Raw genomic sequence first — 16,574 nt, 5'->3', positions numbered from 1 at the left:
CGATATGGGTTCGCCGGTCTTTTCGTCAAGCTGACGGTTAAGGTGTAGTGTGCGGCAGATGGAGGAGTTCCCGCCCAGCGCGGTCACCGTGGACCTCGTCGTGCTCACGATCACCGGGGAGCAGCTGTGCGTGCTGCTGGTGCGGCGGGGGATCGAGCCCTTCCGCGACGCCTGGGCGCTGCCCGGCGGCTTCGTCCTCGCCGACGAGGACCTCGACACGGCCGCGCGACGCGAGCTGGCGGAGGAGACAGGCTTGGCGCCGGGCACCGTCCACATCGAACAGCTCGCGGGCTACGGCGACCCGGGCCGCGACCCGCGGCTGCGCGTGGTGACCATCGCCTACCTGGCGCTCGCGCCCGACCTGCCGGTGCCGCAGGCGGGGACCGACGCGGCCGAAGCGCGCTGGACGCCCGTCGCGACCCTGGACCCGGGGACACTCGCCTTCGACCACGCGAAGATCTTCACCGACGGCCTCGAACGCGCTCGCGCGAAACTCGAGTACACCCCGCTCGCCGCGGCCTTCTGCCCACCGGAGTTCACGGTGGCGGAGTTGCGCCGAGTGTACGAGCTGGTGTGGGACACGCACCTGGACCCGCGCAACTTCCACCGCAAGGTCACGGGCGCCGAGGGCCTCCTGGAGCCCGTCGGCACCACGACGACCCGCGACGGCGGCCGGCCCGCCCGGCTGTACCGGAGGGGGCCGGCCGAGCTGTTGTCACCGCCGATGCTGCGGACGCGGGGGTGAGGTTCAGGAGAGGCGGACGGTGGCGATTTCCCAGGGGCGCAAGGAAAGCCGCAGCTCGCCCTCGGTGACGGGGACCGAATCGCCGGGGCGGCCGAGCAGGTCCACGCGCCGCGCGGACGCGAAAGGCCCGCGCACGACGGCCGTGGCCGCCTCAGGAGATTGCGCGACCAGCCGCACCTCCAGCGCGTCTTCGCGGCGGCGCACGCTGGTGAGCACCGCGCCGTCGACGGACAGGCCGGAGTGCGAGGCCGGCGGTGCGTCGAGCGGGCCGGTGCCGAGGGTCGCGTGCAGGGGGTGGCGGTAGCGCTCGGCCGCCGAGAGCAGTGCGCCGGCGCGCCAGTCGCCCGCGTGGGGCAGGACGGCGAGCTGCACGGTGGTGATGCCGATCTGCTGCGCCAGCGGGGTCGGGATCTGGGGGCCGGCCGGTTCTTCGCGATACGGGTGGACGTTGCGGCTGAGCCGGCCGCTCGTGCGCAGCACGGTGAGGGCGAGCGCGTCGTCGAGCAGTTCGTACTCGCAGGCCTGCGTCAGCAGCAGCCCGGCGCCGCCGGCGTCGGCGAAACCGTGGGCGGGGAACGTCGGGATGGGGTACTCGCCGAAGCCACCCTCGGCGGTGCGGCCGCGTTCGACGACGGCGAACTGGCCCTCGGCGTGCGAGGTCTGCGCGGCGCGGGCGAGGGGGACGTGGAACCGCACGCGGTGGTCTCGCGAGGCGTTGTCGATCGTGAGGTCGAGGCGGACGAACGGTTCCCCCGTGCGGAGCTCGACGGCCATGGTCACCGTGCCGCGGGAAGCCGACGCAACGCGGCGATCGCCGTCCCAGTCCATCGCCGTCGGCCACGAGTAGGTCCGCTCGACGGTGACCGTCGAGCGCAGCGGGCCCTCGACCCCGGGCGTCACCCGCACCGCGTCCGGCTCGGTGACCAGGGTGTCCGTGCCCGGCGGAGCGTAGTTGTAGGAGTCGCCGCGATCGCCGCCGTCGACGATGCGGCCGACCCCGTCGAGGACGGTGCCGTCGGCCGACGCGATCCGGAGGGTGCCGTCGTCGAGCACCGAGACCGTCACCGGCCCGTTGCTCAGCGACGGGCCGGCCACGACGGGCACGGCGACCTCAACCGAGCCGGGCACCACGCGCGCGGTCGTCCACCCGACGGCCGGGACGTCGACCAGCGCGGTGACCGTCCGCCGCTCGGCCTGGCGGATGCGGATCGTCCACGCACCCGTCGCGCCGGTCACCGCCGCCCGCACGGCTTCGACGTCGAACGGGTCCGCGCCGCCGTGCCGAGCGACGGAGAACTCCAGCAGCCGTGCCGAAGAGTCGCACCGCCAGCCCGTGATCTCACTGCCGAACAGCTCTCGCCCGTGGATGCGCGGCAGGAAGAGCGGCAGGTCGGGGCCCGCAGCCGCTTCCTCGTGCAGCAACTGTCCGCTGCGCGCCTCCACCTGCGCGGGCAGGCGCGTGCCGTCGGGCAGCTCCAGTGAAACCTCGTCCCACGGCGCTTCGACGTCGAGCGTCACCAGGTCGCGGCGAGCCGCGGGCGTCGGGTTGAGCACCAGCAGCGAATCCCGCGCCACGGACCGCGCGAGCCGGCCGGTGACGCGGTCGCGCACCGCCTGCCCGAGGTGCTCCGCCTCGCTGACGCGCGCGAAGACCTGCGTCGCCGTCTCGTCGACGCCGCAGCCGGTCACGGAGTCGTGCCCCGACGCGTCGACCAGCCGCCACCACGCCAGGTCCAGGAACCGCTGCGGCCACTCGGCCGAGAACAGCGCGGCGAACGGCTCGGCGTAGCGCTCCACGACGCGCTCGGCCCGGGCCATCGCCTGCTTGAGCTGCGGGCGCACCGAAAGGACACCCGGCAGGATGTTGGCCGCCGCGTGGCTGCGCAGCTCACCGAGCACCACGGGCAGCGACGGGTCCGCGGCGTCGCGCTCCCCGATGTACTCGGCCAGGGTGGCGATCTGCACGTCGACCGACGCCGGGTCGAGGCCCGCGACGAGCTTCACGAGCGAGCCGACGGGCGCGGAGTGGTCGGTGCCGTACATCGCGAGCACCGGGTCGGCGCCGAACTCCGGCCGCAGCCGTCGACCGAGCTCGGCCATGCGGGAGGCGAAGAAGCCGGGGTCGGAGAACACGTAGGCCGCGTTGCCGTAGCCCCGGGCCAGATACTCCACGCGCACCGAGCTGCCGTCCGGCGCCGTCCAGCGGAACGCGTGACCGTCCACTCCGGACGGCACCCCACGCCACAGGCACGCGTGCTCGAACCCGGCGCCGGCGAGGATCTGCGGCATCTGCGCGCAGTGGCCGAACTCGTCGGGCAGGTAGCCCACGCGCATCGCGCCGCCGAGCTCGGTGGCCCGCGCCCAGCCGAGCTCCAGGTTGCGCACGATGTTCCCGCCCGAGACCAGGAACTCGTCGAGCAGGATCTGCCACGGCCCCACCGCGAGCTGCCCGGCCGCGACCAGCGCGGCCACCCGGTCGCGGTTCTCGCCCCGCACCTGAAGGTAGTCGTCGACGGCGGCCATCTGCCCGTCGAGCGTGAACCGGAACCGCGGGTCGGCCTCGGCGCGGTCGAGCACCTCGTCGAGCAGGTCGACCAGGCGCAGGCGGAACCGCTGGAACGGCTCGTACCACTCACGGTCCCAGTGCGTGTGCGGGACGAGGCGGACCTCGGGCGCACCGGTCATCGGGCGGCTCCTTCGGGCGTGATCGGGGAGAACGTGAGGGTGAGGCTCGCCTTCTGGGCGTGCAGGCGGTAACGCGGCAGCACGCCGGGCCCGCAGGAGGCGGTGCCGAGCCCGTGCTGGGCGAGGTCGAGGTTGAGGTGCACGAGCTCACCCGGCACCAGGTCGACGGTGTGGCGAGCGGCGTCGAGATCCTCGGAAGTCCAGCGCCGCGCGGTGAAGTCGAACACCGGCTCGCCCTCGATCCGGATCCCGGCGCCGCCCGCCGACGTGAGCCGCAGCCAGCGCGCGTCGGCGCGGTTGCCGTTCTCCTGCGGGTACACGTACGGCGTCTGCAGAGCGTCCACAGTGGAGGAGAACCGGCCGAGCCGCGCCGCCTGGCGGCTGTCGGCGTAGGCCTCACCCGGGCCGGCGCCGAACCACTCCACGCCGCCGAACGCGCCGGGCACCGCCATCCGCAGGCCGAGGCGGGGGAGCGTGCAGGGCCACTCGCCGTCGGGCTCCACCTCGACGCGCAGGCGCAGCCGGTCGTCGTCGGCGCTCCAGTGGTACTCGGCGAGCATCCCGAACGCGAGCCCGGGCGGCGCGACGCGCGTCCGCACCACCAGCGCCGACGCTCGTCCGTCCACTTCGGCCACCCGGTGCTGCAGCCGGTGCAGGCCCGCGGCTCGCCACCGCGTGGCCTCCGGGTAGTCGGAACCCCGGTCGTTGTCGGTCGGCGCGCGCCACAGGTCCAGCCGCGGCCCCTCGACGCGGTGGCCCCCGAGCGCGACCAGCCGGCCGGTCGCGGCGTCGAACGCGCCGGGCCCGAGGCGCAGCAGCCCGCGTTCGCGCAGCAGCGGTGCACCCACCGCAGCGGGCCCGGGGTCGGCCGCGGGCGTGACCGGCAGCTGTCCCCACGCCACGACGTGGCCCGCGGACGCCCACGCGGTGTCGGCCGCCAGCTCCGCCCGAACGGTGAGCACGCCTTCCCCCGAGACCTCGGGCAGCCGGGGGAGCGGCACGTCGAGGCTTTGTCCGGAAGGGACCTCGGGCACGGCCAGCTCACCGGCCGCCACCTCGACGCCGTCGTCCTCGCAGCTCCAGCGGAACACCAGGTGCGCCGACCCGGCCACGTCGTAGTGGTTCGAGATCCGCACGCCCCCCGCGCTCGCGCCGATCCGCACGGGCTCGAAGACCTTCGCGAACTCGGCCAGCGCCGGCGAGGGCGTGCGGTCGGGGTGCACGAGGCCGTCGATCACGAAGTTGCCGTCGTGGATCTGCTCGCCGAAGTCGCCGCCGTAGGCGAAGTACTCGTGACCGGCGGCATCGCGCCGGGCGAGCCCGTGGTCGAGCCACTCCCACACGAACCCGCCCTGCACGTGCGGATACCGCTCGAACAGCTCGCGGTACTCCAGCAGCCCGCCCGGCCCGTTGCCCATCGCGTGCGCGAACTCGCACAGCAGGAACGGCAGCGACCGGCGGCGTTCGTTCGGGTCGTCACGGCGGCCGATCCGGTCGACCTCGGCGTGGTCGGCGTACATGCGGCTGTGCACGTCCACGTACTTGCACTCGAAGTCGCCTTCGTAGTGCACCGGACGCGACGGGTCGCGCTCGCGCGTCCACGCGGCCGTCGCAGCGAGGTTCCGGCCGGTGTGGGCTTCGTTGCCCAGCGACCACAGCACGATCGACGGGTGGTTCTTGTCGCGCTCGACGGTGCGGCGCATGCGGTCGAGGTATGCCTCGCCCCACTGCGGGTCGTCACTCGGGTTGCCCGCCCAGCCCAGGTCACCGAAGCCGTGGGTCTCGAGGTCGCACTCGTCGATCACCCACAGGCCGTGGGTGTCGCACAGCTCGAGGAAGTACGGGTCGGGCGGGTAGTGGCTGGTGCGCACCGCGTTCACGTTGTGGCGCTTCATGAGCAGCACGTCGGCCAGCGCGAACTCGCGCGGCAGCGCGCGGCCGAACCGGGGGTGGTGCTCGTGCCGGTTGACGCCGCGGAACAGCACCCGCCGGCCGTTCACCTTGAGCAGGCCGTCCTCGACCACCACGGTCCGGAACCCGATCCGCACCGGCACGCGTTCGGCCGCGGTGTGCACCTCACCGTGGTAGAGCCGGGGCGATTCGGCGCTCCACGGCTCGACGGGGAGCTCCACCGCCGAGCCGGCCGGCAGGTTCTCGACACCCAGCTCGGGCACGCTCAGCAGCACGCCGTCCGCCGCGGCGACCGAGAGCGTGCCGAGCCCGCTGACGTGGTCGTAACCGGCGTGGAGCCGGTAGTCCTCGACCCCGCCCACCGGGCGCGAGAGCAGCGTGACCCCGCGGAAGATGCCCGAGAGCCACCACATGTCCTGGTCCTCGAGGTAGCTGCCCGAGGACCACTGGTGCACCCGCACGGCCAGCACGTTTCCACGGGGACGCAGCAGGTGGCCGGCAGCGAACTCCGACGGCAGCCGGCTGCCGCGCGTGACGCCGAGCTCCTCGCCGTTGAGCCACACCTTCGCGCACGAGTCGACGCCGTCGAACCGCAGCAGCGCCGGCTCGTCCGGCCAGCCGGGCGGCAGGTCGAACGGGAGCCGGTGATCACCCGTCGGGTTGTCCGACGGCACCAGCGGCGGCTGCACCGGGAACGGGTAGTGCACGTTGGTGTAAGCCGGTTTCCCGTGGCCCTGCAGCTGCCAGTGGCCCGGCACCGTGATCGTGTCCCAGCCGCTGTCGTCGAAGTCGTCGCGCGCGATCCCCTCGGGCGCGGCCGGCGCGGAGGGCGACAGGTGGAACCGCCACGTCCCGGCCAGGCTCACCGACCGCGCGTCGGAGGAGAACGCGGCGCGGGGCGGCAGTGAGCCGTGGCCGGGGGCGGGGTCTTCGACGTACGACGACGACATGGGTTCCTTTCAGCCCTTGAGGGCGCCGGCCGCGATGTTGCGGATGAAGTGCCGGGCACCGAACAGGAAGACGATGACCAGCGGGACGATCGCCACGAGCGTCCCGGCCATCACGACGCTGTAGTCCTTCACGTACACGCCCTGCAGCTGCGAAAGCGCCACCTGCAGCGTCACGTGGTTGGAGTCGATCAGCACGACCAGCGGCCACAGGTAGTCGTTCCAGGCGTTGACGAAGGTGAAGATGCCGAGGAACGCGAGCGCCGGGCGCAGCACCGGCAGCCCGACCGACAGGTACGTGCGGAAGAACCCCGCGCCGTCCATCCGGGCCGCTTCCAGCAGCTCGTCCGGGATGGCGCCGCGGGCGTACTGGCGCATCCAGAAGATGCCGAACGCGTTGGCGGCGGCCGGGATGATCAGCGCCTTGAGGTCGCCGACCCAGCCGAAGTCCGCCATCAGCGTGAACTGCGGGATCGCCGAGAGCTGGGTGGGCACCACGAACGTCGCGAGCAGGATGCCGAACAGCACGTTGCTGCCCGGGAAGTCGTACTTGGCGAAGGTGAACGCCGCCAGTGAGTCGAAGAACAGCACCAGCAAGGTGGTGACCACGGCGACGATCAGCGTGTTGAGCAGCGAGCCGAAGAAGTCGATCTTCGCGAAGACCTCGCCGATGTTGGCGAACAGGTGCCCGCCGAACGTCAGCCGCGGTGGCGTCGCGTAGATGTCGGCCGTGGTGTTGGAGGCCATCACGGCGAGCCAGTAGTAGGGGAAGAGGGTGATCAGGGCGCCGGCGATCAGCGCCACCAGCGTCAGCACCCGTGCGCGCCTGGTCGTCATCGGCCGGCTCCCTTGGTCTGGACCTGGCCGCGCTCGGGCCGCATCACGAGCCGCCAGTTGAGGATCGAGAACAGGACGACGACCACGAAGATGCCCCACGCGATCGCGGCGCCGTAACCGAAGTCGTTGTCCGCGAAGGCCGTGTTGTAGAAGTAGAGGACCATCGTCATGCCCGCGCCGCCGGGGCCGCCGCGGTTGCCGAGCAGCACCTGCGACTCGGTGAAGATCTGCAGGCCGTTGATCGCCGACATCACCACCGAGAACAGCAGCACCGGCCGCAGCAACGGCAGCGTGATGCGGAAGAACGTCTGCACCGGGCCGGCGCCGTCGATGCGGGCCGCCTCGAACACGTCCGGCGGCAACGCCTGCAGGCCGGCCAGGAAGATGATCGCGTTGTAGCCGGTCCAGCGCCAGATGATCATGATCGAGATCGCGCCGCGGATGGCCCACGGGTCGCTCAGCCAGTCGACGGTGCCGATGCCGAACAGGCCCAGGAACCAGTTCAGGATCCCGAACTCGTCGGAGAAGATCGAGCCGAACACCAGCGACATGGCCACGATCGAGGTCACGTTCGGCAGGAAGTACGCGACCCGCAGCAGACCCTTGTACCGCACCGACGAGTTGAGCCCGACCGCGATGAGCAATGCGAGCGCGGTCATCGGGACCGTCGACATCACCCAGATGATCAGGGTGTTGCCGATCGAGTCCCAGAACGTGGTGTCCGACAGCAGGAACGCGAAGTTCTCCAGCCCGACGAACTTCATCGGGCCGACGCCGTCCCAGCGTTGCAGCGCGAGGTAGAGCGAGTACAGCACCGGGTAGACGCCGAAGATCGCGAACAGCACGAAGAACGGCGCGACGGCCAGGTACTGCGGCAGGTAACGCCACCGCTTGCGGCGGCCGTGGGCGGCGTGGCGGATCGGGGCGCGGCGGGCGCCGGTCGTCTCGGCGGGCAGGATCGCGGTCACGAGAGCACCCCCTGGCGGCGCAGCAGGCGTTCCACCGAGGCGCGGGCGTCCTGCCACGCGGTCTCGGGGTCCTTGCCCGCACTCTCCACATTGGTCAGTTCGTCGGTGAACGTGTCGCTGATCGTGATGTCCCACGGGCTGAAGTACACGGGTTTGACCTCCCGCGCGATCTTCGAGAACACGTCCATCGTCACCTGCCCGCCGAAGAACGGCTCCGGCGCGAGCAGCCGCGGGTCCGTGTATGCGGACGGGCTGGGCGGGAAGAGCCCGAGGTCGAGGAAGGTCTGCGGCTGGTTCTGCGGCGACTGAAGCCACTTCACGATCTCGAAGGCGGCGTGCGGATCGGGGCAGTACTTCGTGATCGCCAGGAACGAACCGCCCTGGTTGCCCGCGCCGCCGGGCGGGCGGCACACGCGCCACTTGCCCGAGGTGCCCGGCGCCGACTCCTTGAGCTCACCGGTGATCCAGGAGGCGTTGACGAAGCTGAGCTCCTTGCCGCTGTTCCAGGCCGCGTGCCGGTCGATCGACTGGCCGTTGACGCTCTGCGAACCCGCGTACCCGGCGGTCAGCCCCATCCGGAACGCCTGCACGGCCCGGTCCCACGCGCGGCGCACCTGAGACTGGTCGTCGAGGTAGTGGTTGGCGCGGTCGAAGTACTTGCGCGGCTCCTGCGCGAGCGAGTAGGTGAACACCGTCTTCGTGTCGGTGATCATGTACCGCCCGGGCAGCTTCTTCTGCACCTGCGCGCTGAAGGTGAAGTAGTCGTCCCACGTGGACACGACCGCGGCGACCTCGTCGGGCTCGCTGGGCAAGCCGGCCTGGGCGAACAGGTCGTGGCGGTAGTACAGCGCGGCCGGGCCGACATCGACGGGGAACCCGAGCTGGAACCCGGCGGGGCTGGTGCCCGCCTGCCACTTCCAGGGCAGGTACTGGTCGCGGACGCCGCCCGCGCCGAGGGTGTTCAGGTCGACGAAGTGGTCGGTGTCGGCGAAGTAGGTGGCGATGTCGTCGCCGAGCATGGTGATGTCGGGCAGGTAGGCCTCGCCGGCCAGGGCGGCGAGCAGCCGCTGTTTGAGCTCGCCGCTGACCTGCGAAGGGGTCAGCTTGTCGGCGGCGAACCGCTTCACGGCCTCGCCGAGCACGGCGTCGGACAGGCCGTTCGAGGTGTACCAGAGCGTGATCCGCCCTGGGTTCGCGGTCGTGGGACTGGTGCAGGCAACCGTCCCGAACGCCGCGGCGCCGAGTGCCGCCGCGCCGGTCAGGAACCGTCGTCGAGTCAACGTCATCGGGGACCCTCCGGAGAGCTCCGTGAACGCTCCCGTGAACGTTCACGAATTGCCCGGAAGTGTGCGCGAGGCGCCGTGGGGTGTCAAGCGGAGCGGTTCAGGCGGATTCGCGGACCAGCAGTTCGGCCCGGATCACGAGCTCGTCGGCCGACAGGGGGGTGGCGCCGGTGAGCAGGCGCGCGGCCTGGTCGATCGCGAGGGCGCCCAGCCGGCGCGTGTCGAGGGCGACGCTGGTCAGCGCCGGGTCCACGACGGTGCCGAGCTGCAGCCCGTCGAACCCGACCACGGCGAGGTCGTCCGGGACCCGGCGCCCGAGACGGCGGGCCGCGCGCAGGGCACCCATGGCGATGATGTCGTTGAAGGTGAACACGGCGGTCACGTCGGGATGCTCGGACAGCAGCGCCTCGAGGGCCGCGGCCCCGCCGTCGACCGACTGGGCGGCTCGTTCGACGACTTCGGCTTCGAGACCGTGCTCGGCGACCGCGGCGGCGAACCAGTCGCGCCGGACGCTCGGCTCGGCGCGGCCCGCGTGGTCGAGCATGCCGATGCGCCGGTGCCCGGCGCGCACGAGGTGGGTGATGGCGGCCCGCACGCCGTCCGCGCCTTCGACCCGGATCGAGCTGAAGCGGGGCGTGTGGTGCTCGCGCCCGATGAGGACCACGGGGATCCCGCGCGTGAAGCGGTCGAGCTCGTCCTCGGGCCGGCTGAAGTAGCCCACGACGGCGTCGACCTGCGAGCCGATCACCTGCAGCGTGCCGAGCTCTTCCTCGGCGCTGTCGGAGGTGTCGTACACGACCACGTGCCAGCCGCGGGCGCGCGCGGCCTCGAGCGCGGCGGCGGCGACCTCGGTGAAGAACGGGTTGAGCAGGTCGGGGATCACCAGCCCGATGGTGGTGGTGTCCTGGCGCACGAGGCCGCGGGCGAACCGGCTCGGCCGGTAGCCGAGCTCGCGGGCCGCGTCGAGCACCCGCTGTTTCGTGGTGCCGTCGATCTCGGCCTTGTCGTTGAGCGCCCGCGACACGGTCTGGCGCGACACCCCGGCGCTGCGGGCGACGTCGTGGATCGTCACCTTCCGGGACGTTTCCGACGACACCATCACGGACCTCCCGCCGCGCGGCGCGTCCGCGCCGCCGGATCCGAGTATGCCCGCACCGCACACGCCGGGCCGGGAACGGTGCCCGGCCGGGCGTGTGCGGTGCGGTCCGGCGCCGGGCTCAGGCGTTGTCGCCGACACGCGCGCCGCGCCGGCGCGACACGATCCGCCAGCCGACCGCCAGGACGATCGCGAGCACCGGGATGGAGTAGAACGCGATCTTCTCGGCGCCGTCGGAGAAGCCCATGAGCACCACCACCAGCAGGAGGAACCCGAGCGTGGCCCAGCCGGTGTAGGGCGCGCCCGGCATGCGGTAGCTCGGCCGCTCGACCTCGCCGCGCAGCGCGGCCTGGCGCATCCGCATCTGCGAGTAGATGAGCGTGGCCCACGTGGCCACCACGCCGAGCGAGGCCACCGCGATGGCGATGTCGAACGCCTCCTGCGGCACGATGTAGTTCAGCACCACGCCGAGCACGTAGACGATCGACGTGAAGAGGATGCCGCCGTAGGGCACGTGCCGGCTGTTCATGCGGCCCACGAACTTCGGCGCCTCGCCGTGGTCGGCCAGCGCCCGCAGGATGCGGCCGGTCGAATAGAGACCCGAGTTGCACGACGAGAGCGCGGCGGTGAGCACCACGGCGTTCATCACGTCGCCGATGCCGCCGATGCCCAGGCGCGAGAAGACGGTGACGAACGGGCTTTCGGCGCCGCTGTAGAACGACCACGGCATCAGCATCGCCAGCAGCAGCACCGAACCGACGTAGAACACACCGATCCGCCAGACGACGCCGTTGATGGCCTTGGGCAGCACCTTGCGCGCGTCCTTGGTCTCGCCGGCCGCGATGCCGACGACCTCGATCGCGGAGTAGGCGAAGATCACGGCCTGCAGGGTCATGAGCGCGATGCCGATGCCCGCGGGGAAGAAGCCGCCGTGGTCGGTGAGGTTGTGCACGCCGGCCGGCGTACCGCCGATGTTCGCGCCCGCGAACACGAGCCCGATCGCCGTGATCAGGAAGACCACGATCGCGAGCACCTTCACCACGGAGAACCAGAACTCCAGCTCCCCGAACAGCTTCACGCTCACCAGGTTCACGCCGAGCAGCACACCGAGCGCCACGAGCGCGGTGATCCACTGCGGCACGTCGGGCAGCCACTTGTGCACGTAGATCGCGACGGCGGTGATCTCGGCGATGCCGGTCATCGCCCAGTTCACCCAGTACATCCAGCCGGAGACGAACCCGGCCCACGGCCCGATGAACTTGCGGGCGTAGGTGACGAAACTGCCGGAACTCGGTTCGTGCAGCACGAGTTCGCCGAGAGCCCGCATGACGAAATACGCGGCGATGCCGCAGATGGCGTAGGAGAGCACCAGCGACGGGCCGACCTGCTGGAGCTTGCCGCCGGCCCCGAGGAAGAGGCCGACACCGATCGCGCCGCCGATCGCGATCATCTGCACCTGGCGGTTGCCCAGTGCTTTCGTGTAGCTGTCGCCGTCTTTGGCGGCCACTGTGGAATCCATGGTTGCGTGACGCTAGCGGTCGGGGTGCGCGTGACCAAGCACACCAAGGAAGACTTAAGGTGTGCGACACCTCACTCGGGGGAAATCCGCAGAAAACGCTCCCTCGATTTGACAACCGCGCCATTCCTCCGGCGACTTGATCAAGGCTTGATTCACGAGGTCCGGCGATTCCGCTGACCGGGATTTCGGAATATCTCTCGGGTTCGCGGGGAAACTTCAGGAACACTTCGGTGGCCGGGAGGGTAGTGCGGCGGGCGCGCCCGCGCGACGGCCGTTACCTTCGCGACATGACCACCGAACTGCCCGCCTCCCAGCTCTCCGTGTCCATCGTGGACGAGATCGAGCAGCTGAAGGGGACCTACCCGGGTTACCGCCGGGCCCACGCCCGGGGCGTCTGCTACGACGCCACTTTCGTCCCGTCCGGTGTCGCCGCCGACCTCACCACGGCCGCGCACCTGCAGGGCGAGCCCGTGCGCGCGACCGTGCGGTTCTCCCACACCGACACCAACCCGCACCTGCCCGACGCCGGCACGGCCGTGCGCGGGCTCGCGGTGAAGTTCCACCTCCCGGACGGGAGCAACACCGACATCGTCGGCGTGAACCTCGACCGGTTCATCGCCGCGACGCCCGAGGACTTCCTCGCGCTGCTCAAGTCGGCCGAGCCCGACCCGGCCACGGGTGCGCCCGACCTCGGCAAGGTGCAGGCCCACGTGGGTGCGCACCCGAGCGCGGGCCCGGGCCTGTTCACCGCGTCGCAGCTGCCGACGCCGGTCAGCTACGGCACCACCACCTACTGGGCCATCCACGCGTTCTTCTGGCGCGCCGCCGACGGCTCCCTGCGCCCGGTGCGCTACCGCTGGGTGCCCGAGGCCGGCGACCACGTGCTCGCCGCCGGCGAGGGCGGCGACTGGTCGGCCGAGCACCTCACCGGCGAGCTCGGCGAGCGGCTGGCGCGCGGCCCCGTCGAGTTCACGCTGAAGGTGCAGCTCGGTGAGCCGGGCGACCCGACGAACGACGCCACGCTGGTCTGGCCCGGGGAACGCACGGAGATCACGGCCGGGCGCCTGGCGATCACCGCCGAGGTGACCGACCAGAAGCACTGGAACTCCCAGGTCTTCGACCCCACGCTGCTCACCGCGGGCATCGAGCTGTCCGACGACCCGATCCTGGCCGCCCGCAGCGCGATCTACGCGGTCTCCTACGACCGGCGCAGCCACGACCGCTGAGCCGGCACGAGGTCAGAGCAGCGTGCTCATCGTGGTGGCCGCCTTCAGCCCGGAGCCGGTGAGGATGACGGCGGTGGTCTCCCCGGGCGCGAGCACGCCCCCGGCGCGGAAGACGTCGACGGCGGCCGCCGCGGTGGCGCTGGTCGGCTCGGCGTAGAGGCCGATCCGGGGGAGCTCCCGCGCGGCGCGGGCGATCTCGTCCTCGGCGATCGCCACCGTCGTCCCGCCCGAGCGGCGGATCGCGGCGAGCACCTCGGGCAGGCGGACGGGCTCGCGGATGGCGGTGCCCTCGGCGATCGTCGGCGCGAACTCCGTCGGCACGGCGTGCTCGGCCCCGGCACGGAAGGCCGCGTCGATGGGCGCGCAGTTGGCGGGCTGCGCGACGAGCAGGCGCGGCCGTTTCGCGATCGCGCCGGACGCGAGCAGCTCGCCGAACCCGAGGTCGAGGCCGAGGACGATGCTGCCCGCGCCGGCCACGGTCACGACCGTGTCCGGCGCGGTGAAGCCGAAGTCCTCCCACAGCTCGTACGCCAGCGTTTTGGTGCCCTGCAGGAAAAACGGGTGCCAGTTGTGGCTCGCGTACGTGGTTTCGCCCGAGCGGCGCAGGGCTTCGGCGGCGGTGTCGTCGCGCGTGCCCGGCACGAGGTCCACCGTCGCGCCGTACGCCCGGCTCTGCAGGATCTTCGCGGGCGAGGTCGACTCCGGCGCGAGGATCGTGGCCGCGATGCCCGCGGCGGCCGCGTAGGCCGACACCGACGAGCCGCCGTTGCCGGAGCTGTCTTCGAGGACCTCGCGCACGCCGGCCTGGGCGAGCGCCGAGAGCATCACGCTGCTGCCGCGGTCCTTGAAGCTCCCCGTGGGGCTGAACCACTCGAGCTTGAACCGTGTGTCGTGCCCGCGCCACGGCCGCTCGACCAGCGGCGTGCAGCCCTCGCCGAGCGAGATCGGCCGCAGGTCGCCCGGCAGCGCGGCGCGGTAGCGCCACAGCGACCGCTCGGCGGTGTCCACCTGCTCGCGCGTGATGCCCGGCAGCGCCTCCACGGTGAGCGGCGCGCCGTCGTCGCCGCACCAGCGCAGCGCGTCGAGCGGGTAGCGGCGGCCGGAGCGTTCGTCCACGTAGTCCACGAGGGACACTCTGGCGACGCCCACCCGTCCGGTCAATGTGACGCGTCCCGGGTGGCCCCGTCACCGGAACGAGTGGCTATCCACAGTGGACACCTCGCCCTACGGTGGACCCGCGGGAACGACCGCCGAGCGGGTGACGAGGAGGGCGCATGACGGCCACCGCCGAGGTGACGCAGGAGGAGCCGGCCGCGCTGGGGGCCGGGTTGTCGCGGCGGAAGATCAACGCGGTGTTCGGCGCGGTGCTGCTCGGAATGCTGCTCGCGGCCCTGGACCAGACGATCGTGGGCACGGCGTTGCCCACCATCGTCGGTGACCTCGGCGGGGCGGGGCACCTGTCGTGGGTCGTCACCGCGTACCTGCTGGCCGAGACGATCATGACCGTGGTCGTCGGCAAGCTCGGCGACCTGTTCGGGCGCAAGCTGATGTTCCAGCTGTCCGTCGTGATCTTCGGCGTCGGGTCGTTCTTCTGCGGGTTCGCCGACAGCATGGTGTGGCTCATCGTGTGGCGGGCCGTGCAGGGGCTGGGCGGCGGTGGCCTCATGGTGACCTCGACGGCGCTCATCGCCGACGTCGTGCCGCTGCGCGAACGCGGCAAGTACCAGGGTGCGCTCGGCTCGGTGTTCGGCGTGGTGACCGTGGCCGGGCCGATGCTGGGCGGCTTCTTCGTGGACCACCTGTCGTGGCGCTGGGCGTTCTACGTGAACATCCCGCTGGTCGTCGTGGTGCTCATGGTGGCCGCGTCCGCGATGCCCAACGCCCGGGCTGTCCTCAAGCCCGTGATCGACTACCTCGGCATCCTGCTCATCGGCCTCGCCGCCACCGGGCTGACGCTCGTCACGAGCTGGGGTGGCACCACGTACGCGTGGGGCTCGCCGACCATCATCGCGATGGCGATCGGCTCGGTCGTGCTGCTCGGGCTCTTCGTGCTGGTGGAGCTGCGGGCCGAGGAACCGATGCTGCCGATGCGGCTGTTCCGGAACCCGGTGTTCACCGTGGCCGGGATCATGAGCTTCGTCGTCGGCTTCGCGATGCTCGGCGCGCTGTCCTACCTGCCCACCTACATGCAGTACGTGCAAGGTGTCTCGGCGACGTCGTCCGGCGTACGCCTGTTGCCGATGGTGCTGGCGCTGCTGTTCGCGTCGATCCTGTCCGGCAACCTCGTGAGCCGCACGGGCCGGTACAAGGTCTTCCCGCTCGTGGGCTCCGCGTTGATGACGGCGGGGCTCTACCTGCTCTCCCGCCTCGGCCCGGACACCGGCTTCTGGGAGTCGGCGCTGTACATGGCGGTGCTGGGCCTCGGGATCGGCCTCGGCATGCAGGTCCTCACCATCGCGGTGCAGAACAGCGTGGACTACCGCGACCTCGGCGTCGCGACGTCGGGCGTCACCTTCCTGCGGTCCATCGGCAGCTCGTTCGGTGCGGCGATCTTCGGCACGGTCTACGCCAACCAGCTCGGCCCGAACCTGGCCGGCGCGCTCGCGGCGCACCCCCTGCCCCCGGGCGTGGATCCCCGCGCGACGCAAGTGCCGCAGGCGTTGCACCAGCTGCCGCCGGCGGTGTCACAGCCCGTGATCGCCGCGTACAGCGATTCACTGCATGTGGTGTTCTTGTCAGCCGCTCCGGTGGGTCTCGTCGCGCTGGCGCTGGCGTTCTTCCTCAAGGAAGTGCCGCTGCGCGACACGTCCCGGGCGGCCGCGCCCGACCTCGGCGACGGGTTCGCGATGCCCGAGGCGCGCGACCACGACCGCGAGCTGGAACGGGCGATCGCCACGCTGTTCTTCCGCGAGCGGCGCAAGGTCGCACCCGCCATCGCCGCCCGCTCGGGCTCCGAGCTCGACCACGGCGGCCTGTGGTGCCTCGTGCAGGTCCACCTGCGGGAACGCCGGGGCGAACCGGCGACGCTCACGGCGATCGGGCAGCACTACGGCGTGCCGCCGCAGGTGCTGGAACCCGCCTTCGCGCGGCTGGAACTCACCGGCTACCTCAGGTTCTCCGGCGGGAGCTGGGCGCTCACCGGGGCCGGGCGCGAGGAGTTCGGCAAGCTGGTGCAGGCCTGGCGCGACTGGCTGGCCGAGCGGCTCGCCGACTGGGGCACCGGCGACCGGGCCGAGCTCGACGCCGCGATCGGCCGGGTCGCGGCCCGCGTGCTCGACCAGAGCGCCGACGCCGAGCGCACGGGCCGCCACGCACTGGTCTGAAAAACCCGGGCGTTACGGGCGGGGCGTTAACATC

At 71.7% G+C, this 16,574-nt stretch carries 11 protein-coding genes; 3 read left to right on the top strand and 8 right to left on the bottom strand.

The window, feature by feature from the left end; translation table 11 throughout:
- Positions 1-58: 58 nt before the first annotated feature.
- A complete protein-coding gene (locus ACFY1H_RS09325; RefSeq protein ID WP_366582030.1) occupies positions 59-745 on the top strand; it encodes an NUDIX domain-containing protein in 687 nt (228 codons plus the stop codon).
- Between the two features lie 3 nt (positions 746-748).
- Here the strand turns inward: ACFY1H_RS09325 and ACFY1H_RS09320 are convergent, their stop codons facing one another.
- The 7 genes from ACFY1H_RS09320 to ACFY1H_RS09290 all read right to left on the bottom strand — a co-directional run bounded on the left by ACFY1H_RS09320 (position 749) and on the right by ACFY1H_RS09290 (position 11,991).
- Entirely contained in the window at positions 749-3,430 is a 2,682-nt protein-coding gene (locus tag ACFY1H_RS09320) for a glycoside hydrolase family 38 C-terminal domain-containing protein (RefSeq protein WP_386945673.1), read from the bottom strand.
- Complete coding sequence (locus ACFY1H_RS09315; protein ID WP_386945671.1) at positions 3,427-6,291, bottom strand: glycoside hydrolase family 2 TIM barrel-domain containing protein; 2,865 nt, start codon at positions 6,289-6,291, stop codon at positions 3,427-3,429. Before ACFY1H_RS09315 ends, ACFY1H_RS09320 begins: the two co-directional genes overlap by 4 nt.
- A 9-nt stretch (positions 6,292-6,300) precedes the next feature.
- On the bottom strand, positions 6,301-7,125 hold the full coding sequence (locus ACFY1H_RS09310; RefSeq protein WP_366582033.1) for a carbohydrate ABC transporter permease: 825 nt from the start codon (positions 7,123-7,125) through the stop codon (positions 6,301-6,303).
- The gene (locus tag ACFY1H_RS09305; protein WP_386945669.1) at positions 7,122-8,093 is read right to left on the bottom strand and encodes a carbohydrate ABC transporter permease; all 972 of its coding nucleotides are present in this window, start codon (positions 8,091-8,093) and stop codon (positions 7,122-7,124) included. Before ACFY1H_RS09305 ends, ACFY1H_RS09310 begins: the two co-directional genes overlap by 4 nt.
- The gene (locus tag ACFY1H_RS09300) at positions 8,090-9,379 is read right to left on the bottom strand and encodes an ABC transporter substrate-binding protein (RefSeq protein WP_386945667.1); all 1,290 of its coding nucleotides are present in this window, start codon (positions 9,377-9,379) and stop codon (positions 8,090-8,092) included. The genes ACFY1H_RS09305 and ACFY1H_RS09300 overlap by 4 nt, the downstream gene beginning before the upstream one ends.
- A gap of 97 nt (positions 9,380-9,476) precedes the next feature.
- Positions 9,477-10,448 carry a LacI family DNA-binding transcriptional regulator gene (locus ACFY1H_RS09295; protein ID WP_366582036.1) on the bottom strand — a complete coding sequence of 324 codons (972 nt, stop codon included), beginning with the start codon at positions 10,446-10,448 and terminating at the stop codon, positions 9,477-9,479.
- A 145-nt stretch (positions 10,449-10,593) separates the two neighbouring features.
- A complete protein-coding gene (locus tag ACFY1H_RS09290) occupies positions 10,594-11,991 on the bottom strand; it encodes an amino acid permease (RefSeq protein WP_366582037.1) in 1,398 nt (465 codons plus the stop codon).
- A 287-nt stretch (positions 11,992-12,278) separates the two neighbouring features.
- Here ACFY1H_RS09290 and ACFY1H_RS09285 point away from each other — a divergent pair, with 287 nt between their 5' ends.
- A complete protein-coding gene (locus ACFY1H_RS09285) occupies positions 12,279-13,217 on the top strand; it encodes a catalase family peroxidase (RefSeq protein ID WP_366582038.1) in 939 nt (312 codons plus the stop codon).
- Positions 13,218-13,229: 12 nt separating this feature from the next.
- Here ACFY1H_RS09285 and ACFY1H_RS09280 read toward each other — a convergent pair whose 3' ends face one another.
- Complete coding sequence (locus ACFY1H_RS09280) at positions 13,230-14,342, bottom strand: pyridoxal-phosphate dependent enzyme (RefSeq protein WP_366582039.1); 1,113 nt, start codon at positions 14,340-14,342, stop codon at positions 13,230-13,232.
- Between the two features lie 149 nt (positions 14,343-14,491).
- On the opposite strand from ACFY1H_RS09280, the gene ACFY1H_RS09275 reads away from it, so the two are divergent.
- Entirely contained in the window at positions 14,492-16,540 is a 2,049-nt protein-coding gene (locus tag ACFY1H_RS09275) for a DHA2 family efflux MFS transporter permease subunit (RefSeq protein ID WP_386945664.1), read from the top strand.
- Positions 16,541-16,574: the final 34 nt, after the last annotated feature.

The organism is Amycolatopsis sp. NPDC001319 (assembly GCF_042896185.1).
Lineage (GTDB): Bacteria > Actinomycetota > Actinomycetes > Mycobacteriales > Pseudonocardiaceae > Amycolatopsis.
Note: the sequence above shows the minus strand (reverse complement) of the source record. Positions and strands in the feature narration are given on the sequence as shown.